General features: G+C 71.8%; 20 protein-coding genes. 9 read left to right on the forward strand and 11 right to left on the reverse strand.

All coding sequences use genetic code 11. From position 1 onward, the window contains the following. A partial coding sequence (locus KBX08_RS22265; protein WP_307850604.1) for a Gfo/Idh/MocA family oxidoreductase occupies positions 1 to 846 on the reverse strand: 846 nt, incomplete at its 3' end. Positions 847 to 1,168: 322 nt separating this feature from the next. Here KBX08_RS22265 and KBX08_RS22270 point away from each other — a divergent pair. Beyond that, a complete protein-coding gene (locus KBX08_RS22270) occupies positions 1,169 to 1,561 on the forward strand; it encodes a hypothetical protein (RefSeq protein ID WP_210785354.1) in 393 nt (130 codons plus the stop codon). After that, positions 1,554 to 1,970: a hypothetical protein gene (locus KBX08_RS22275; protein WP_210785355.1), complete on the forward strand. Its 417-nt coding sequence runs from the start codon at positions 1,554 to 1,556 to the stop codon at positions 1,968 to 1,970. The genes KBX08_RS22270 and KBX08_RS22275 overlap by 8 nt, the downstream gene beginning before the upstream one ends. 108 nt (positions 1,971 to 2,078) lie before the next feature. Here KBX08_RS22275 and fabG read toward each other — a convergent pair whose 3' ends face one another. Both fabG and KBX08_RS22285 read right to left on the reverse strand, forming a co-directional pair. Then, entirely contained in the window at positions 2,079 to 2,837 is a 759-nt protein-coding gene (gene fabG / locus KBX08_RS22280) for a 3-oxoacyl-ACP reductase FabG (RefSeq protein ID WP_210785356.1), read from the reverse strand. Positions 2,838 to 2,880: 43 nt separating this feature from the next. Next, positions 2,881 to 4,533: an alpha-amylase family protein gene (locus tag KBX08_RS22285; RefSeq protein WP_210785357.1), complete on the reverse strand. Its 1,653-nt coding sequence runs from the start codon at positions 4,531 to 4,533 to the stop codon at positions 2,881 to 2,883. A gap of 85 nt (positions 4,534 to 4,618) precedes the next feature. Between KBX08_RS22285 and KBX08_RS22290 the strand changes: the two genes are divergently transcribed. Together KBX08_RS22290 and KBX08_RS22295 are read left to right on the forward strand one after the other, a co-directional pair. Next, positions 4,619 to 5,233, forward strand: a complete 615-nt coding sequence (locus KBX08_RS22290) for a DUF1349 domain-containing protein (protein ID WP_210785358.1) — start codon at positions 4,619 to 4,621, stop codon at positions 5,231 to 5,233. A gap of 70 nt (positions 5,234 to 5,303) precedes the next feature. Continuing rightward, positions 5,304 to 5,975 (forward strand): DedA family protein, encoded by a 672-nt coding sequence (locus KBX08_RS22295; RefSeq protein ID WP_210785359.1) that lies wholly within the window; start codon positions 5,304 to 5,306, stop codon positions 5,973 to 5,975. Between the two features lie 51 nt (positions 5,976 to 6,026). Here KBX08_RS22295 and KBX08_RS22300 read toward each other — a convergent pair whose 3' ends face one another. The 3 genes from KBX08_RS22300 to KBX08_RS22310 form a co-directional block, all read right to left on the reverse strand. Then, a complete protein-coding gene (locus KBX08_RS22300; protein WP_210785360.1) occupies positions 6,027 to 7,409 on the reverse strand; it encodes a chitinase in 1,383 nt (460 codons plus the stop codon). Between the two features lie 63 nt (positions 7,410 to 7,472). After that, the gene (locus tag KBX08_RS22305; RefSeq protein WP_210785361.1) at positions 7,473 to 8,228 is read right to left on the reverse strand and encodes a YidC/Oxa1 family membrane protein insertase; all 756 of its coding nucleotides are present in this window, start codon (positions 8,226 to 8,228) and stop codon (positions 7,473 to 7,475) included. 102 nt (positions 8,229 to 8,330) lie between these two features. Next, on the reverse strand, positions 8,331 to 8,624 hold the full coding sequence (locus tag KBX08_RS22310; RefSeq protein ID WP_307850605.1) for a DUF6412 domain-containing protein: 294 nt from the start codon (positions 8,622 to 8,624) through the stop codon (positions 8,331 to 8,333). Positions 8,625 to 8,779: 155 nt separating this feature from the next. On the opposite strand from KBX08_RS22310, the gene KBX08_RS22315 reads away from it, so the two are divergent. The 3 genes from KBX08_RS22315 to KBX08_RS22325 all read left to right on the forward strand — a co-directional run bounded on the left by KBX08_RS22315 (position 8,780) and on the right by KBX08_RS22325 (position 12,366). Continuing rightward, the gene (locus tag KBX08_RS22315; RefSeq protein WP_374101964.1) at positions 8,780 to 9,922 is read left to right on the forward strand and encodes a glutamate--cysteine ligase; all 1,143 of its coding nucleotides are present in this window, start codon (positions 8,780 to 8,782) and stop codon (positions 9,920 to 9,922) included. A gap of 23 nt (positions 9,923 to 9,945) precedes the next feature. Beyond that, complete coding sequence (locus KBX08_RS22320) at positions 9,946 to 11,325, forward strand: FAD-dependent oxidoreductase (protein WP_210785363.1); 1,380 nt, start codon at positions 9,946 to 9,948, stop codon at positions 11,323 to 11,325. 72 nt (positions 11,326 to 11,397) lie between these two features. Continuing rightward, positions 11,398 to 12,366 carry a LacI family DNA-binding transcriptional regulator gene (locus KBX08_RS22325; protein ID WP_210785390.1) on the forward strand — a complete coding sequence of 323 codons (969 nt, stop codon included), beginning with the start codon at positions 11,398 to 11,400 and terminating at the stop codon, positions 12,364 to 12,366. A gap of 184 nt (positions 12,367 to 12,550) precedes the next feature. On the opposite strand, the gene KBX08_RS22330 is transcribed toward KBX08_RS22325, so the two are convergent. From KBX08_RS22330 to KBX08_RS22345, 4 genes are all read right to left on the reverse strand, one after another. Then, the gene (locus KBX08_RS22330) at positions 12,551 to 13,504 is read right to left on the reverse strand and encodes a carbohydrate kinase (protein WP_210785364.1); all 954 of its coding nucleotides are present in this window, start codon (positions 13,502 to 13,504) and stop codon (positions 12,551 to 12,553) included. Continuing rightward, the gene (locus KBX08_RS22335) at positions 13,501 to 14,766 is read right to left on the reverse strand and encodes an AGE family epimerase/isomerase (protein ID WP_210785365.1); all 1,266 of its coding nucleotides are present in this window, start codon (positions 14,764 to 14,766) and stop codon (positions 13,501 to 13,503) included. The genes KBX08_RS22330 and KBX08_RS22335 overlap by 4 nt, the downstream gene beginning before the upstream one ends. A gap of 235 nt (positions 14,767 to 15,001) precedes the next feature. Further along, positions 15,002 to 15,427, reverse strand: coding sequence for a nucleoside deaminase (locus tag KBX08_RS22340; protein ID WP_210785366.1), 426 nt, complete (start codon positions 15,425 to 15,427; stop codon positions 15,002 to 15,004). After that, on the reverse strand, positions 15,424 to 16,275 hold the full coding sequence (locus KBX08_RS22345; RefSeq protein WP_210785367.1) for an LLM class flavin-dependent oxidoreductase: 852 nt from the start codon (positions 16,273 to 16,275) through the stop codon (positions 15,424 to 15,426). Before KBX08_RS22345 ends, KBX08_RS22340 begins: the two co-directional genes overlap by 4 nt. A 100-nt stretch (positions 16,276 to 16,375) precedes the next feature. Here KBX08_RS22345 and KBX08_RS22350 point away from each other — a divergent pair, with 100 nt between their 5' ends. After that, positions 16,376 to 17,257 (forward strand): aminoglycoside phosphotransferase family protein, encoded by an 882-nt coding sequence (locus KBX08_RS22350; RefSeq protein ID WP_210785368.1) that lies wholly within the window; start codon positions 16,376 to 16,378, stop codon positions 17,255 to 17,257. A gap of 140 nt (positions 17,258 to 17,397) precedes the next feature. Here the strand turns inward: KBX08_RS22350 and KBX08_RS22355 are convergent, their stop codons facing one another. Then, a complete protein-coding gene (locus KBX08_RS22355; protein WP_210785369.1) occupies positions 17,398 to 18,207 on the reverse strand; it encodes an Fpg/Nei family DNA glycosylase in 810 nt (269 codons plus the stop codon). Between the two features lie 310 nt (positions 18,208 to 18,517). On the opposite strand from KBX08_RS22355, the gene KBX08_RS22360 reads away from it, so the two are divergent. After that, complete coding sequence (locus tag KBX08_RS22360) at positions 18,518 to 19,417, forward strand: thrombospondin (RefSeq protein ID WP_307850606.1); 900 nt, start codon at positions 18,518 to 18,520, stop codon at positions 19,415 to 19,417. Position 19,418: the final 1 nt, after the last annotated feature.

Here is a 19,418-nt window from a genome sequence, read left to right on the forward strand (position 1 = left end):
GGTGACGACCTCGCGGCCGAAGCGGACGTCGCAGCGGTGGTCCCGGGTGCCGGCCCGCACCTGCTCGACCAGCTGGTCGATGGCGACGCCGAACGCGGTGGCGGCGTCGTTCTCGCCGAACGGGACGTTCTCGATGCCGTTCTCGCCGTAGAACACGAACTCCCGGGCCATCGACTCGGTCGGGGCATCCAGGGAGAGCGAGGCGCTGCTCGTGGCACCGCCCTCGTGGGTGAGCAGCAGATGCACCATCCCGTTCGGTCCGTCCATTGCCGCCACCCGCGTCACCCGGCCCAGCACCGGCAGGAGGATCGAGAGCGCGTGCGGGGCGATGTCCCAGAGCGCACCGTGCTCCCGACGCCACAACGAGCCGCCGTACGGGCTGCCGTCCTGGAAGATCGAGGCGAACGCGGTGGTCCGGCCGTGCTGCCAGCCCCCGGCGGCGGCGGTGGCGGCGAGGAACGTGGTCACGTTCGGCTGGAACCGCTGGGTGAAGAAGACGACCGAGGCGACCCCGGACTCCTCGGCGGCGGCCACGACCCGGTCGGCGTCGGCCACGCTGAGCGCCAGCGGCTTGTCCAGCAGCAGGTGGCGGCCGGCGCGGGCGGCCCGGACCGCGATGTCGGCCTGGATGTCCGGCGGCAGGGCGACGGCGATCGCCTCGCACTGCTCGATCAGCGCGTCGACGTCGGCGTAGGCGGGCACGCCGTACCGCTCGGCCAGCGCGGAGGCCCGCTCCGGATTGCGGCCCCACACCCCGACCAACTCCGCGTCGGGATGGGCGTGCAGCGCCTTCCCGTGCGTCTCGATCGCCCAGTGACCGGTGCCGAACAAGCCGAACCGCAGCACGTGTACCTCCGCTGTTTCCCCGCACCGCGACAACGCCACGGACGTGATCCACGCTAGTCGCCCGGGCGGCCATGACGGCGGCGGGTTCGACCAATCGAAGCAGCTCACCTTCATTTCCAGATTCACAACGACGGACCGGACCCGCTCCTCGCCGTCTCCGTCTCCTGGCTGCAAGCAGGCGGCTGACCCCGTCCGAGAAGCGTGGCACCGGGGCTGCGGACCCCTGGACGGGTGCGCGTCACACGCGGAGAGGCAGGGCACCCCTTTACTACGACGGTTAGTAGGCTGTGCCGGTGACCGAGGCAACGACCGGGTGGCGCCGGTGACCAGCGTGGGCGCCGATTCGCCGGTGGACGGGATCGTCGCGACAGTGCCGATCGTGCTGTCGCTGCTCGTGGCGGTGTGGGCGCTGGTGGCGGCGGTACGCCACCGACCGCCGGACCGGGTGCAGTTCGTCGGTCTGGCCGTACTCGAAGTGGCGTTGTTGGTGTTGAGCGTGCTGGCGCTCGTCGCGGTCGGCGGCGGGGATCGGCCCGGCGAGCCCGGCGCGTTCTTCGGCTACCTGGTCACGCTGGTGTGCCTGCCGCCACTGGCCTGGGTGCTGGCCCGGATGGAACCGACCCGCTGGGGTTCGGCGATCGTGTGCGCGGTCTGCCTGGTGACCCCGGTGGTGGTGGTCCGGTTGCAGCAGACCTGGGAGATGCTCGGTGGTTGAGACAGGACCGGCTCGGCAGCGCACGAACTCCGGCCCGGGTCGGCTGCTGATCGCGGTCTACCTGCTCTTCGCGATCGCGGCGACGAGTCGGGCGGGCCTGCAGCTCGCCACCAAGTTCGACGAGGCGCCGGTGGCGTACCTGCTCTCCGGGGTGGCCGCGCTCATCTACATCGTGGCGGCGGTGGGGTTGGCCCGCGCCGGTCACACCGGCCGTCGGGTCGCGCTGGCGTGCTGCTCGGTGGAGCTGGTCGGGGTGGTCGCGGTCGGCATCCTGAGCCTGGTCGACAAGGACCTCTTTCCGGACGAGACGGTCTGGTCGCAGTTCGGCAGCGGGTACGGCTACATCCCACTGGTGCTGCCGGTGCTCGGCCTGATCTGGCTCTGGCGCACCCGCCGCGCCCCCGCCTGACCCGCCGCTCAACCGGCTGACCCGGTGCCGACCCGGCTGACCCGGCGACGAGGCCCGGCGACGAGGGCGCCGGCCCACCTGCCGGAGCGCCCTCGTCGGGAGTACGGGTCAGTCCCGTGGGCCGCCCGCGACATAGATGACCTGACCGGAGACGAAGCCCGCGCCCTCGCTCGCCAGGAACGAGATGGTGTGCGCGACGTCCTCCGGCCGCCCCGGGCGGCGGACCGGGATCTCGGCGGCGGCGTGCTTCTGGAAGTCGTCGAAGTCGACCTTCATGCGGGCGGCGGTGGCCGCGGTCATGTCGGTGACGATGAAGCCGGGCGCGACAGCGTTCACTGTCACCCCGAACGGACCCAGCTCGATGGCGAGCGTCTTGGTGAAGCCCTGTAGACCGGCCTTGGCGGCGGCGTAGTTCGCCTGGCCCCGGTTGCCCAGCGCGGAGGTGCTGGAGAGGTTGACGATCCGCCCCCACTTCCGGTCCACCATGTGCTTCTGGGCGGCCTGGCTGAACAGGAACGCGCCGCGCAGGTGCACCCCCATCACCGTGTCCCAGTCGGCGTTGGTCATCTTGAACAGCAGGTTGTCGCGGAGCACACCGGCGTTGTTGACCAGCACGGTGGGCGCGCCCAGCTCGGCGGCGACGCGGCTCACCGCCGCCTCGACCTGGTCCCGGTCGGACACGTCGGCGCCCACCCCGAGCGCCCGGCCACCGGTACCGGCGATGGCGTCCACCGTCTCCTTCGTGGCCGCCTCCTCGATGTCGACCACGGCGACTGCCATTCCGTCGGCGGCCAGCCGTCGGGCGGTGGCCGCGCCGATGCCGCGTGCGGCTCCGGTGACGATGGCGACGCGGGACTCCTCCGACATGATTACCTCCCGGTAACTTGGGGTCGATCGGAGGAGCTTAACCTCAACAGGCCGACCCCCGGCATAGGCGAATCCACCGGTATCCGTGGCCGGAGACCTTCACCGCGCCGAGCTTGCCCAACTCTCCGTAGCCACGGTCGGCGAGCACGTCGATCGGCAGGTCGGCCTCCGGTTCGAGGCTGCTGAGATCCACCTCGACGTCGTCGGTGCCCAGGTTGTGCACGAAGACCATCGTCCCGGTCGGCCCGTCCGCCCGGTGCGTCAGCACGCCGGGCGGCACCGGCACGTCGATGTGGCTGGTCGAGCCGGAGCCGATCTCCGGCGCCTCCCGCAGCGTACGGATCATGCGCTCGAACCAGGCGAGCAGTGACTTCGGGTCGCCCCGCTGGGCGGTGACGTTCACCGTCTGGTAGCCGAACTCACCCTTGTCGATGACCGGGCGGACCAGCTTCTCCGGGTCCGCCGTGGAGAAGCCGGAGTTCGGCTGGTACGACCACTGCATCGGGGTACGGATCGAGTCCCGGCCGCGCAGCGACAGGTCCTCACCCATCCCGATCTCCTCGCCGTATCGCAGCACCGGCGTGCCGCGCATCGAGAACTGCAGGGCGTACGCCAGCTCGATGCGCCGCCGGTCGTTGCCGAGCATCGGGGCGAGCCGGCGACGGATGCCCCGGTCGTAGATGCGCATGTTCTCGTCCGGGCCGAACTCCGCGTACACCTGGTTGCGCTGTTCGGTAGTCAGCCGGGACAGGTCGATCTCGTCGTGGTTGCGCAGGAAGGTGGCCCACTGCCCACCGACCGGCAGCTTCGGGGTGTCGTGCAACGCGTCGATCAACTGCTCCGGGTCCTGGCGGGCCAGGGAGAGCATGAGTCGCCCGTTGAGCATGAAGTCGAAGAGCATGTGGATCCGGTTGCCGGAACCGCTGGCGTCGCCGAAGAACGTCGGTAGCTGGTCCGGTTCGACGTTCGCCTCGGCCAGCAGGACGGCGTCGCCGCGGCGCCACTGGACGTGTTGGCGCATCTCGGTCAGGAACTCGAAGTCCTTCGGGGAGTTCGGGTTGCCCGGTTCGGTCAGCTCGATGATGAACGGCACCGCGTCCATCCGGAAGCCGGAGACGCCGAGCTGGAGCCAGAACGACATGATCTTCTTGATCTCGTCCCGGACCTGCGGATTGGCGAAGTTGAGGTCCGGCTGGAACTTGTAGAACCGGTGGTAGAACCACGCCTTGGCGGTCCGGTCGTAGCTCCAGGTCTCGTCCTGCTCGCCGGGAAAGACCATGCCCTGGTGCCTGTCGTCCGGCTCGGTGTCGGACCAGACGTACCAGTCCCGGTAGGGCGAGTCCGGCGAGGAGCGGGCGGACTGGAACCACGGGTGCTCGTCCGAGGTGTGGTTGACCACCAGGTCGATGATCACGCGGATGCCCCGGTTCTGCGCCTGGTGCAGCAGCTCGGCGAAGTCGCCCAGGGTGCCGAAGCGCGGGTCCACGTTGTAGAAGTCGGTGGCGTCGTAGCCGTCGTCGCGGTTGGGCGACGGGTGGATCGGGTGCAGCCACAGGCAGGTCACCCCGAGCCGGGCCAGGTAGTCCAACCTCCCGATCAGCCCACGGATGTCACCGACCCCGTCGCCGTCGGAGTCGGCGTACGTGTCGATGTCGAGGCAGTAGACGACGGCTTCGGAATACCAACGGTCACCCATGCCGGAGGAACATCTCCGTTCGATCACCGCGGCAAACCCGCCCGGCGGGCGGCGGGCGCGGGGTGGCGTTGGCTACCGTGCCGCCATGGAGAACGACCTCGTACCGCCGAGCGAACTGTTGGACTGGTCCCGGGGCAGCTGGCTGCACCCGCCGGTACGCGTCGAGGAGGGCCCGGCCGGCGAGTTGATCGTCGAGCCGGCGGCGGAGAGCGACTTCTGGCGGCGGACCAGCTACGGCTTCGTGCACGACAACGGCCCGGCGCTGCTGGCGCCGCTGCCGGTGGGTGCCGCCATGGAGGTGAGCTTCCGGCTCGACTTCTCGGCCCAGTTCGACCAGGCCGGTGCGTTCGTCCGCGTCGACGAACGGACCTGGACCAAGGCGGGCGTGGAGGTGAGCGACGGCGAGGCGCAGCTCGGCGCGGTGGTGACCCGGGAGTTCTCCGACTGGTCGGTGGGGCCGGTGCCGGAGTGGGCGGGCCGGGAGGTGACCGTCCGGGTGAGCCGGGCCGGTGACGCGCTGACCGTCCGCGCCCGGGTCGACGACGAGCCGTGGCGACTGGTCCGGCTCGCCCCGCTGGACCCGACGGCCGAGGCCATCGCGGGCCCGTTCTGCTGCGCGCCGTCCCGCGCCGGCCTGACAGTGGTGTTCACTGGCTGGCGACAGGGGCCGGCGGACACCGCGCTGCACCCGGAGCACTGAGCGCAGGTGTAGTTCGGGCCCCGCCGGGTATGACCCTCCGATCCCCGAAAGCCGACCGGAAGGACGACCCATGGCGTACGCCCAGGCTGGCGACCCGTCCGAGTTCACCGGGTTGACCGGCTGGGTGGCCTCGGTGATCGAGGCGATGGGTCCGGTCGGAGTGGCGCTGCTGGTGGCGCTGGAGAGCATCGTTCCGCCGATCCCCAGTGAGATCGTGCTGGCGCTCGCCGGTTTCCTGGCGCACGAGGGCGAGTTCAACGTCTTCCTCGTGGTGCTGGCCGCGACGGTCGGCTCGCTGGTGGGCGCGTTGGTGCTCTACTGGCTGGGCGCGGCGCTGGGCGAGGAACGGCTCAAGCGCTGGTTGGACCACATCCCCTTGGTGGACAGCGACGACCTGGAGAAGGCCGACAAGTGGTTCGAGCGGCACGGCCGGTGGGCGGTGCTGATCGGCCGGGTGGTGCCGGTGGTCCGCAGCCTGGTCTCCGTGCCGGCCGGGGCCAACCGGATGCCGCTGGGTGAGTTCATCCTGCTCACCACCATCGGCAGCGGGGTGTGGAACGGTCTCATCGTGGGCGCGGGTTACGCGCTCGGGCGCCGTTGGCAGGACGTCGAGCGCTACAGCGACTGGTTCAACTACGCGATCGCCGCGGTCTTCGTCGTGATGGTGGCCAGTTGGGCGATCCGTAAGGTTCGCAAGCGTCGGGGTCGCGACGACCGGCGGTCGGTGACCGCCGGTCGCTGATCCGCGTTACCGCCTACCGCCGGCGTCCTGACCGGACGCCGGCGAGCGCGCTCAGGGCAGGGTGTCCAGGTGCGGGCCCACCGTGTTGGCGAAGCCGTTGCCGTTGCTGACGTCCCAGTTCACCGACCAGGTCATCGCGCCCCGGATGCCAGGGTAGGTGCGCGGTGGGCGGAAGCTGCCGCAGTTGGTGCCCCGGGCCAGACAGTCCAGGGCGGCGTTGACCACGCTGGGCGCGACGATGCCGCCGCCGGCCGCCCCCGCTCCGGCGGGCAGGCCGAGGCCGACCTGGTCGGGGCGGAGCCCGGCCTCCAACTGGATGCAGGCCAACGCGACGATGAAGTTCACGGTGCCCTGGCCGTATGCGGCGTTCTGGTCGCAGCCGAGCATCGCGCCGGAGTTGTAGTACTGGGTGTTGACGACGGTGAGGATGTCCCTGATGTCGAGCGCCAGCTTGAAGTAGCCACCGGCCGGGTTCTGCATGTCGATGGTCTGCGGCGCCATCGCGATGATCAGCCCCGACCCGACATTGGCCCGCAGCGCTCGCAACGCCTGCGCCATGTACGTGGGGTTGAGCCCGTTCTCCAGGTCGATGTCGATCCCGTCGAAGCCGTACCGGGCGATCAACGCGGCGGCCGTGTCGGCGAACGCGGTGGCCGAGGCGGCGTTGTTCACTGTGACCCGGCCGGTCTCACCACCGACGGAGAGGATCACCCGCTTGCCCCGGCTGTGCAGGGTGCGGACGTCGGCGGTGAAGTCCGCGTCGGTGTAGCCGCCGAGCGCGGCGGCCAGCCCGGGGTCGACGCCGAAGGTGAGCGCGCCGGGAGTCGCGGTGGCCTCGGCGAAGGCGACCGCCACCAGGTCGTATTCGGCGGGGACGTCGCGTAGCCGCAGCTCGACGGCGGGGTTGTCGAAGTTGTGCCAGTACCCGGTGAGCAGGTGTTTCGGCAACCCACCGGTGGGCGGGTCGGTCGGCGGGGGCGTTGTCGGCGGGGTGGTGGGTGGCGGCGTGGTGGGTGGCGGCGTGGTGGGTGGGGTGCCGCCGCCGCAGGACGCGCCGTTGAGCTGGCAGCCGCCCGGTGAGCCGGAGCCGCTGGCCAGGAAGCCGAAGGAGACCGACGCGCCGGGGGCGATCGTGCCGTTCCAGGATCGGTTGGTGAAGGTGTGCCGCTGGCCGGACGAGCTGAGCAACGCGTCCCAGTAGCTGCCGAGGGTGGTGCCGGACGGCAGGTCGAAGGCGAGGCTCCAGCCGTTGATGGTCGAGCTGCCGCCGTTGGTGATGGTGTACTTCCCCTCCCAGCCGGAGCCCCAATCGGCGGTCTTGACGAAGCTGGCGGTGGCGCCGGCGGCGTACGCGGGCAGCGCCACCCAGGCCGCGCCGAGTGTCGCCGCGAGGGCGGCGACGAGGGACAGGACAAGCGATCTGGAGCGTTTCATGCGACCCTCCGGGCCCGGACGGGCATTTATGGACGTCAACGTTGCTGCCAATTATTAAGACAGTTAACTGTTTCTGTCCAGAGGGCGCGTCGAGACCGCCTGCGGGCGGCGGAGCACCGCCTGCTCAAGAGCCGACCACACGCTGGTGGTCACCAGGTAGATCACCGCGGCGAGCGGCAGCACCAGCGCCACCAGCACTGTCGTGAACGGCAGCAGGGGCAGCAGCCGGCCGAGCGTGGCCGCCCCCGGTCCCTCGGTCGGCGTACCGGCCACCGTGCCCACCGCCGCCGACGCCCGCCGGGCCCGCCGCGACGACCACCAGGCCACCACCAGCAACACCACCAGCAGTACGCCGAACAGCGGTCCGGCCGCACCGGCCAGCCCGTCGCTGAGATGGTGACCCAGTGGCACCCCGGCCAACCGCTCGTCCAGCAACCCGGTGCCACCCTCACTGGTGCTGAACAACCGGTACAGCACCAGCAGGAACGGTGCCTGGATGAGCAGCGGCAGGCAGCCGGCGATCGGGTTCGCGCCGGCCTCGCGGTACAACGTGAACACCTCCCGCTGAAGCGTCGCCGGGTCGTCCGCGTACCGCTTCTGAAGGTCACGCACCTGCGGGGCGAGCGCCGCGCGGCGCCGCTCGCCGCGGACCTGCGCGACGGTCAGCGGCGAGATCAGCAGGCGGACGACGATGGTGAAGAGCACGATGGCGGCGGCGGTCGCTCCACCGCCGGCCAGTGGTTCGAGCGGCTCGGTGAGCCAGGACAGCGCGCTGCCGGCAGCGGCGACAGCGTCGTGCAGCGGTGCGAAGGCAAGCATGGGAAACCCCTCGGTCCGATTCCGGTGAGGCCCTCCCCCGGGCGGTGTCCGCTCAACAAGGGGGGCCGGTGACGGCGGGATCGGCCGCGCGGCGGCGTGGCGCTACGCGGCCGAGGGGTGCCCCGGAGCACGGGGACGAGGACGACCGGCCGCATCCGGGTCGATCTGGCGAGGCATTCGGCGGCTTCGGGAGCGGGCCTGCAGCCCGGCCCACCGCCGACCGGCACCGGGCACGCCCGCCCGGTCGTGCACCCGGGCCGCCAGCACCACCGCGAGCAGCACCAGGGCGGTCAACGCGGCGCCCGCCAGCAGGTCGACCGGACGGCCCGCGAGCACTGTGAGCTGGGCGAACGCGGACATCCACGCGACCCCGACATAGCCCAGCAGCACCGGCACGGGCCCAGCATAGGACCCGCTGTCACCTCACCCAGCCGAATCCGGCGGCCCGCCCCGAGCACGACGCGCCGCCGCCACGTTTCCCGGCATCGCCACGTTGGGTAACCAACGAAGGACCAACGCGGACGGACCGCGACGGTAGGAACGGACGGGTGATGTCGATGACCGGTCAGGTGGCGGAGGCGCCCAGCGAGATGGCTGCGGCGACCGGGTTGCTCACCGTGGGTGTCGAGGAGGAGTTCCTGCTCGTCGATCCGCACACCGGGGCCGCGGTTCCGGCCGTGGACCTGGTCATGGAGCAGGTGCCGGCCGAACTTCGCGGGCAGGTGGAGCGGGAGTTCCAGACCAGTCAGATCGAGATCGGCAGCCCGCCCGGCCTGGAACTCTCGTCGATCCGGCACTCCCTCGGCGTACTGCGTCGGGCGCTCTCCGACGCCGCCGAGCGGGCCGGCGTACGCCTGCTCGCCATCGGCACCGGCCCGGTGGACGGCCCGGTGCCGCCAGTGGTGGACAAGCCCCGCTTCGACCGGATGATCGAGCGGTTCCGGCTGCTCGTCCCCGGCCCCGGCAACAACGGCATGCACGTACACGTCGGGGTGCCCGACCCGGACACCGGTGTGCAGGTGCTCAACCACGTACGGCCGTGGATGCCGATGCTGCACGCGGTGACCACCAACTCGCCGTTCTCCCGGGGCGAGGACACCGGCTACGCCAGTTGGCGCTCCGTGGAGTGGGAGCGCTGGCCGTCGGTGGCGCCGACGCCGTTCCTGGAGTCGCACGAGCACTACCAGCGGCTGATCCGCCAGTTGATCTCCAGCGGGGTGATGCTCGACGAGGGGATGCTCTACTGGTACGCCCGCCTGTCGGCGAAGTACCCGACAGTGGAACTGCGGATCGGCGACGTCTGCCCGTCGGTGGACGACGCGGTGCTGGTCGCCGCGTTGGTCCGGGCGCTGGTGGCCACCGCCATGGCGGATGTCGAGGCCGGCCGGCCGGCGTTGCAGACCGACCACCACCTACTGGTCGGCGCGCACTGGCGGGCCGCCCATGACGGCCTGGAAGGTGAAGCCGTCGACGTCACGAACGGTGAGCTGCGCCCAGCCTGGGAACTGTTGGACCGGTTCGTGGAGCGGATGCGGCCGGCGCTGGAGCAGCACGGCGACTGGGCCGAGGTGACCGACCTGCTGGGCGGGTTGCGCCGGCACGGCAGCGGCGCGGCGCGGCAGCGCGCGGTGTTCGAGCGCACCGGCCGACTCACCGACGTGGTGCAGGACGTCGCACGGCAGACCCGCGGCTGATCACCGCGTGACAGGATGAACCCGTGGCGCAACGGCTGATCGTCATCGGCGGGGACGCCGCCGGAATGTCGGCGGCGTCCCAGGCCAGACGCCGCCGTGACCGTGGCGACCTGGAAATCGTGGTCTTCGAGCGGGGCCACTTCACCTCCTACTCGGCGTGCGGCATCCCGTACTGGATCAGCGGCCTGGTTCCCGGCCCCGAGGCGTTGATCGCCCGCACCCCGGAGACGTTCCGCACCGAGTACGCGATGGACGTCCGGATGCGCCACGAGGTCACGGCCATCGACCTGGAACGCCGCGAGGTGGTGGCCCGGGACCTCAAGGGCGGCGGCGAGGTCCGCGAGCGCTTCGACGACCTGATGTACGCCACCGGCGCGGTGCCGGTGAAACCGTCGTGGGCGATCACCGACGCGGGCGGCGTGTTCGGCATGCAGACCCTCGACGACGGTGCGGCGCTACGCGACTGGCTGGACGCCGACCCGCAGCCGCGCCGGGCCGTTGTGGTCGGCGGCGGGTACATCGGCGTCGAGATCGCCGAGGCCCTCATCCAACGCGGCCTCTCGGTGACCCTGGTGGAAGCCGGCGAACAGCCCATGTCGACCGTCGACAGCGACATGGGCGAGCTGGTCGCCGAGGCGATGCGCGGCCTCGGCATCACGATCCGCGGCAGCCTGCCGGTGACCGGCCTGGAGGAGCGGGACGGCAGGGTGTCCGCCGTGGTCACCGCCGAGGGGCCGATCCCGACCGACGTCGTGGTCATGGGTCTGGGCGTACGCCCCAACGCCGCGCTCGCCGAGGCGGCCGGGCTGCCCCTCGGGCCGACCGGCGCGATCCGGGTGGACCGGCGGATGCGGGTGCCCGGGCACCCCGGGGTCTGGGCGGCCGGCGACTGCGTCGAGACCCTGCACCGGATCAGCGGGTTGCCGGTGCACGTGCCGCTCGGCACGCACGCCAACAAGCAGGGCCGGGTCGCCGGAATCAACATCGGTGGCGGGTACGCCACCTTCACGGGCGTGATCGGCACGGCGGTGACAAAGGTCTGCGACCTGGAGGTGGGTCGGACGGGTCTGCGCGAGCGCGACGCCACGGCTGCCGGCTTCGAGTTCGTCTCGGTGATCGCCGAGTCGACCAACCGGGCCGGCTACTACCCGGGTGCCCGGCCGATGACCGTCAAGCTGATCGCCGAGCGCCCCAGCGGCCGGTTGCTCGGCGCGCAGATCGTCGGCTGGTCCGAGGCGGCCAAACGGATCGACTCGCTGGCCGTGGCGCTGTGGAACGGCATGACGGTGGACGATATGACGCAGCTGGACCTCGGCTACGCTCCGCCGTACGCGCCGGTGTGGGATCCGGTGCTCATCGCTGCCCGAAAAGCGGTCGACGCGCTCGCCGCCCTCGACCGCTGACCCGCGCCCGCCGTGGAGGACCACCCCGTGACCCAGACCCCGACCCGGCCGACAGTGCGTCGGCGTCCCACGATGGTCGACGTGGCCCGGCGGGCCGACGTCAGCCTGAAGACGGTCTCCCGGGTCGTGAACGACGAGCCGGTGGGGCAGGAGTTGGTCGGCCGGGTGCTGGCCGCCATCGCCGAGCTGGGCTTCCGGCGCAACGACATCGCTCGTAACCTGCGCTCCCGGCAGCTCAACGCCACAGTGGGGCTGCTGATCGAGGAGATCGCCAACCCGTTCTACGCGACCATCGCCAGTGTCGCCGCCGAGATCGCCGCCGCCCACGGCACCATGCTGATCACCGCGTCGTCGGAGGAGGACCCGGAGCGGGAACGCGCCCTGCTCCAGGACTTCACCCAGCGCCGGGTCGACGGCCTGCTGGTGGTGCCGGCGGGCCTCGACCACTCCTTCCTGCGCCGCGAGGTCGAGCTGGGCATGCCCGTGGTGTTCCTGGACCGGCCGCCGCAGGGGCTGCAGGCCGACGCCGTGCTGCTGGACAACCGGGGTGGCAGCCGCGCCGGGGTGAGCGCGCTGCTCGACGAGGGGCACCGACGGGTGGGGCTGCTGCTCGGCGCGCCGAGCGTGCCCACCATGCGCGAGCGTCTGGCCGGGGCACGGGCAGCGCTGGACGCCGCCGGAGTCGAGCCGGACGAGTCGCTGATCCGTGAACGGCTCATCGCTCCCGAGGAAGCCGGCCGGGCGGTCGCCGCGCTGCTCGACCTTCCGGAGCCGCCCACCGCGTTCTTCTGCGCCAACAACCGGCTCACCGTCGGCGCGCTCCAGGAGCTGCACCGGCGGGGCAGTGACGCCGCGCTGGTCGGTTTCGACGACTTCGAGCTGGCTCACCTGATGCCCCGACCGCTGACCGTCGTCGCCTACGACACCCGGGAGCTGGCGAGGGTCGCCACAGAACGGCTGTTCGAGCGCATAGCCGGCGACGACTCCCCACCGACAACCACGGTGCTCCCCACGCGGCTCCGACCCCGCGGCCTCACCTGACCCCCGCCCACCCCATCCGGTGGCGGAACCGCGAGCGTTGAGCAGGACGTGCTCGCCCCGGAGGAGCAAGGCCGACAACCCCCTGCCCCCTCCTTTGCTCTGCACCCTCATGCGCACCGGTCACCACCGGTCACGGTCGGTCACGGCTCGTAGCCGTCGCATCCGCGGGTGCAGAGCAAAGGAGTCAGTTTGCGGGGGTGAGGCGGGCCGCTACCTCCGAGCGGCGGGGCGGGTCGGCACCCCGACGGCCGCAGGTCAGCGCGGCCACAGTAGCGGCCTGCCGGAGCACCGCACCCCACTGTTGCGGGGTCACCCCGGCGAGCCGGTCGGCAGGGCGGTCACCGAGCGCGTCGAGGTCGGCCAGCGCGGCCAGCAGGCCACCGGTGAACGAGTCGCCGGCACCGACGGTGTCGACCACTGTGGTGCGGACCGCCGGCTCCTCGTGCAGCGAGCCGTCCGGCGCGAGCAGCCAGGCGCCGTCCCCGCCCCGGGTCACCACGGCGCAGGACACGCCGGCCGTACGCCATTCGGTCATCACGTCGGCCACCGAACGGTCCGGGTAGAGCCAGGCCAGGTCCTCGTCGCTGGCCTTCACCAGGTGCGCGAGGCGAATCTGCCGGCGTACCCGCTCCTGCTCCGCCGCCCGATCGGTGACGATGCTCGGGCGCAGGTTGAGGTCGATGGAGACGGTGAGCCCGTCGCGCCGGCGTTCCCGGGCGAGCAGGCCCTCCAGCGCGTCCGCGCCGGGTGCCAACGCGAGCGCGAGGGATCCGGTGTGCAGCGCGATCGTCGGTGAACCGGCCAGCTCGGGCAGCTCCTGCGGCGTCCACTGCCAGTCGGCCGCACCGGCCAGCCGGAACTCGTAGCTGGCCTGCCCGGCGGCGTTCAGGGTGGCCACCGCCACCGACGTGGGCTCCTCGGCGCGTACCGCCCACTCCAGGTCCACCCGGTTGGCGCTCAGATGCTCGACGAGTTGCCGACCGTACTCGTCGCTGGCGAGTCGGGCCAGCAGCCGTACCGGCTGGTCGAGCCGGGCCAGGGTGACCGCGACGTTCGCCGGGGAGCCGCCGGGCACGGCCCGCTGCCCCTCGGCGGTGACGACGAGGTCGATCAGCGCCTCACCCGCGACGACGATCACGCGGTCACCTCCCCCGGTGCGAGCGGGCCGGGGCCGCCGAGCCCGTCGGCCGCGCGGGACAGCAGTACCGCCTGGTAGGCGTGGTAGACGTCCGGTCGGCCGTGCCAGACGGTGTCGGAGGGCAGGTTCTGCGCGTCCAACTCGTGCCGCCATCCGGTCTGATCGATGAGACTGCGACGGGCGTACGCCCAGAAGACCCGGTACCAGTCGAGGTAGACCGTGTCCCCGGTGCGGCGGTGCAGGGTGATCGCCGCACCGATGGCCTCGGCGAGAACCCAGTGCATCCGCGAGCGCACCACCGGCCGGTCGTCCCAGTCGATGGTGTAGACGAAGCCATCCGCGCCGTCGACCGCCCAGCCGCGACGCACGGCGGCGGCGAACAGGGCGCGGGCGTCGGCGAGCAGCCAGCGGGGTGGCTGCGGCAGCACCGCCTCCAGTTCCAGCAGCAGCCGGGCCCACTCCAGCCAGTGCCCGATCGTGGAGCCGTACGGCCGGAACGGGTCGGCGGGCTGGTCCCGGTTGTAGTCGGGCAGCGGCGTCCAGTCGGTGGTGAAGTGCTCGGGCAGCCGCCAGTCGTGTCGGGCCGCCTCACCGTGCACGAGGTGGGTGGCGATCCGCAGGGCCCGGTCGGCCCAGCTCGCGTCGCCGGTGGCGGCGGCAGCGGCGAGGAAAGCCTCGACCATGTGCATGCTGCTGTTGGCGCCCCGGTAGTCCTCGGTGACCGTCCAGTCCCGGTTCCACGATTCGCGGACGGCGCCGGCGTCGTCGTCCCAGAACCGGTCCCGCACGACGGTGAGCACGTCGGCGAGCAGCCGGTCCGCGCCGGACCGTCCGGCGCGCGCGGCGCTGGAGGCGGCGAGCAGGACGAACGCGTGGTCGTAGCCGGCCTTGCGGTCGTTGACGGGCGCTCCCTGCTGGTCCACCGCGCCGAACCAGCCGCCGTACTGGTCGTCGCGCAGCAGCGTGCTGAGCGCGGCGATCCCGTGGTCCACCAGGGCGGCGGCGTCCGGGTCGCCGTTACGGTGGGCGAGGGCGGCCACGTGGGTCATCCGGCAGGTGATCCAGGTCTGGACCGGTTCGCCGCGATCCGGGGTGCGGTCGTCGGTGAGCCACCAGAAACCGCCCTCAGGCCGGACCGAGCGGCGGGCGGTGTCGAGCAGCGTCCGGGTCTGGTCGACGAGGAACTCGTCCAGATCGGGCAGGTCTGATGACCCCGCCGGAGCAGGGGTCGTTACAGCGTCGGATCGGGGCACGTCGGTCATCTCAGCTGGTCACCGTCGGGTAGGAAAGGGACATACGGCCAGGATCGGCGACGGACCGGGTCCGCGCCGCAAAACCGCCAACGGTACGCCACGAATCGACTGGCCAGGGTCGGCGCGCGGCGGGAGGTTTATCCTCCCATTTGCCCGTTGACATCGTTGTCACCGCTCAACCCTGCTCCGGCAGCCGGCCGACTGTCAATTCCGGCTGCGTCACACCGCCGCGGGGCAGCTCCGGTCAGTAGTAGTCGTCGATCGGCTGGCGTGCCTCATCGAACAACGCCGGCCCCTCATAGCGGACCGGAGGCAGCGGCGGGGTGGCCGGCTTGACCTCCTCGAACTGCTCGGTGGACAGCGCGTACACCACCCGCCCGAGGCCGGACCGGTCGATCGCCGTCGCACACATCGCGCAGGGCTGACAACTGGTGAACATGGTGGTGCCGGCGGCCACCTCGGGGGCAAGTTCCCGAGCCGCCCACCGGGCCAGCTTCAACTCCGGATGAGCGCTGATGTCCGCGTCGGAGACCACTGTGTTGTGGTCCTCGATCAGGACGACGCCGGCCGCGTCGACCAGCAACGAGCCGAACGGCCGTTCGCCGGAAGCTCCCGCCCGCCTGGCGATTTCCACGGCGTGGCGGAGAAACTTCTCGTCGTCGGGGGTCATCGGTCCTCCTGGGTTGCGTGATGTGCGGCCACTGCCGCAAGGGTCCGCCAGGCGCGTTCGGGCTGGCGGATCTCGGTCAGGTCGCCGTTGAACGGGTCCAGCACCACCGTCTCCGCGCCGAGCGCACGTAGCTTGTCCAGGTCGGCGACGATCTGATCGATGGTGCCGACACCGGCGAGCCGGTCCGGGTCGGTGATCGGTTCTCGGGTCTCCTGGAGCGCGATCCGCGGCACCACCGCGGGCACCGGGCGACCCAACTCGTCGGCGATGTCCGTCAGTCGTCCGACCGCCTCGGCCAGCCGTCCCGGCGTGACCCGCAGCGGGTGCCAGGCGTCACCGAGCAGTACCGCGCGGCGCATGCCGGCCTCGCTGTTGCCGCCGACCCAGATCGGGATCGCCGCCGTGTCGTAGTCGTCGGTGTCCTGCCAGGCCTCGCGCATGGTGTGCAGGTACTCGTCGGTCAGCGCGCCGCGCTGCCGGAACGGCACGCCGAGCGCCTCGAACTCCTGCCGGGCCCAGCCGACGCCGACACCGAGGACGAGCCGGCCGCCGCTGAGCCGGTTGAGGTTCGCCGCCATCCGGGCGGTGAGCAGCGGGTGCCGGTACGGGACGATCAGCACCGTGGTGCCCAGCCGAACCCGGCTGGTCACCCCGGCCAGCCAGGACAGCGTGGTGAACGGCTCGTAGAACGGCGCCGGATACTGCTCGGCCACGTCCGGGGTCACCACGACGTGGTCGGAGACCATCAACAGGTCGAAGCCGAGACCCTCCACCGTCTGCGCCCACCGACGCAGCACGTCGGGGTCGGTACCCGGGGCGAAGTTCGGTACGTTCACACCAATCTGCACCCGTCCACGCTAGCCACTGTGGACCGATGTGTGAACGCCCGTGGCCGGGCTGAATCACCTGGCAGCCGGCACGAATCGCCGCACGACTCAGGAGCATCGGATGGATCTGCCCGAGGGACTCGACTGGGTACGCGGAACATCGTCGGGTCGCGCCTGGCTGGCCGCACTCCCGACGTGGCTGAACGAGTGCGCCGAGCGCTGGTCGCTGCGGGTCGGGCCGCCCTTCCGGCAGGCGTACGCGTCACTGGCACTCCCGGCCCACCTGCCCGACGGCACTGCGGCGGTGCTGAAGCTGCAGTACCCCGACGAGGAGAGCCGGTACGAGGCCGATGCCTTGGCCCACTGGGACGGCGACGGGGCGATCCGTCTGCTCACCCACGACCCCGGGCGGCGTGCCCTGCTGCTCGAACGCTGCCAGCCCGGCACCCCCCTGCACGATCTTTCGCCGGACCGGGCCCTGGACGTGGTGGTCGGACTGCTCCCCCGGCTCTGGCGACCGGCCGGCGCGCCGTTCACCCCGCTGGCGCAGGAGGCCGCCGGTTGGATCGACCGGATGCCCCGGTCCTGGGAACGGGCCGGTCGGCCGTACGAGCGGCGGTTGCTGGACGCGGCGCTCGACCTGCTCACCGGCCTGGCGTCGAGCCAGGGCGAGCAGGTGCTGGTCAACCAGGACCTGCACGCCGGCAACATCCTCGCCGCCGACGCGCTCGCCGCCGGCCGAGGGCCGTGGTTGGCGATCGACCCGAAGCCGCTCATCGGGGAACGGGAGTTCTCGGTCGTGCCGATGGTGCGCGGCCCGGAGTTGGGCCACTCACCGGCCGCCGTCCGGCATCGACTGCACCGGCTCAGCACCGAACTGGGCCTGGACCGGGAACGGGTCCGGGGTTGGACGGTCGGGCACACGCTGTCCTGGAGCCTCGCCGACGACACCGTCTTCCCCGAGAAGATCGAGGTGGTCCGCTGGCTGCTCGACACCGACTGAGGCCGGGCTCGGCGATCACGGGGGCGGCGCTACCCGACCCAGCCCCGCGATCTTGCACTTTCTGTCCCGACCTACGGCGCATATCCGCCCATGTCGACAACAGAAACTGCAAGATCGGCGCCGGTGTGGGGCGGGGGGGGTTAGGTGGTCTGGCAGGTGGGGCACCAGTAGAGGTTGCGGGCGGCCAGTTCGCCGCGGCTGACCTCGGTGCCGCAGACGTGGCAGGGTGCTCCCGGGCGGCGGTAGACGTACACCTCGCCGCCGTGCCGGTCCACCCGCGCCGGCCGGCCCATCGCCTCCGGCAGGTGCGCGTCGCGGACCGTGTCGATCCGGCCGTGCTCGACCGCGAGCCGCATCAAGCCGACCAGGTCGACCCAGAGCGCGTCCCAGCCGGTCCTGGTCAACTGTCGGCCCGGCATCGTCGGCGGCAGTCCCGCCCGGAACAGCGCCTCGGTCACGAAGATCAAACCGGTGCCGGCCACCACCGACTGGTCCAGCAACAGCGCGGCGAGAGGGGTGCGGCTGCGGGCGATCCGGGCGTACGCCCGCTCCGGGTCGGCGTCGGCGCGCAACGGATCCGGCCCGAGTCGGTCCCGCAGCGCGGCCACCTCGGGTGGGGTGAGCAGCTCACAGGCCGTCGGCCCACGCAGGTCGAGCCAGTGCCGGTCGCTGGCCAGCCGTAGTCGCACCTGCCCGACCGGCTCCGGCGGCTCCCCCGGTCCGTCGGTGAACTTGCCGTACAACCCGAGGTGTACGTGCAACGTCAGCTCGCCGGCGTAGTGGTGCAGCAGGTGCTTCCCGTACGCCTCGGTGCCCTCCAGCACGGTCCCGGAGAGCCGGGCGGCGCCCTCGGCGAAGCGGCCCTGCGGGCTGGCGGCGTGCAGCTTGTCCCCGGCGAACAGCTCGGCGTGCCGGGCCGCCAGGCGATGGATCGTGTGTCCCTCTGGCACAGGTGCCAAGGATAGCCAGCCCCGCCCGACCGGACCGCGCTGATCGGCTCGGGCCCGCCGCCGCCCGATCAACCCGGTCCCCCGCCGCGTTGATTGACCCGGGTTTCAGGAAACCAGGGTGTCCACGGAGACGGGACACCGCGACTTCCAGGCAACCGAGTCGACGACGGCCAACCGGGCCGGTCAAGGCCGTCTCAGCGTCCGTACCCAGGATTGGTGTCAGGAAACGCCCAGGTGGGTATTTGAGGGGCGACACCGCGTGGGTGCCACCCTTTCCGTCGGCCACCACGCATTCATCAGGAGGTGTGTAGTGGTCAGGATTCCTTCGCTGTCCCGCCGGTCCGAGCCGGCACCGACGCGGGACGAGAACCTCGACGGCCGCGTGGACGGCCGTGACGCCCCGGTCACCGAGACCGGGCAGTCCGACGACGGCGTCGGTCGCCCGGTGGTCACCGACCGGGACGCCGACCAGACGACGTACCGCAGCGCCGGCGCGACCGACAGCCAGACCAGCGAGGCCGAGCGGCGGGCCAACGAGCGGGCGGCGGTGGCCCGAGCCGCCACCGCGCGACCGGCGGAGACCGAGCCCCGCGGCACCGCCCGCCCGGTCGCACCCGAGCCCGTGAACGGCACGACCCGCCCCGTCGCACCCGAGCCGGTGACCGGCACGACCAGCCCGGTCACACCCGAGCCCCGCACGGCCCGCACGGTGGAAACCGACTCCCGGCCCACCGTCGCCCCGGCCACGGCGCGCACCGCCGAGCGGGGCGCCGACCCCGACAGCACCACCCGTCGGCCCGACTCCACCGATCGGGTCACCACGGACCGCCCGGTCGACCCGACGCCGGGCGTGAGCACGCCCGAGCCGCCGGTGACGCGTGGCCCGAAGCCGCGGGCCAGCCTGCTCGCCACCCTCGGCCTGATCGTCTCGGTCGCCGGCGCGATGTTCGTGCTGACCGGGACCCTGGCCGGGTACGGCATCGGGCTCGGCGCGTTCGGTGCGGTGCTCGCGGTGCTCGGCCTGATGGCCACCCGTCGTCGGCACGTCGCCGGCAAGACCGACGCGCTCTTCGGCGTGCTGATCGGGCTGGCCGCGGTCGTGATCGGGGTGCTCGCGATGACCGGGCAGTTCGACTGGCCGACCACCGACGGCGACTGGGTGCCGCGCTTCCGAGAGTGGCTTGACTCACAGTTTGTGGATCGTTTCTAGC

Origin of the sequence: Micromonospora sp. H61, from assembly GCF_018070325.1 — a bacterium.
Taxonomy (GTDB): Bacteria; Actinomycetota; Actinomycetes; order Mycobacteriales; family Micromonosporaceae; genus Micromonospora; species Micromonospora salmantinae.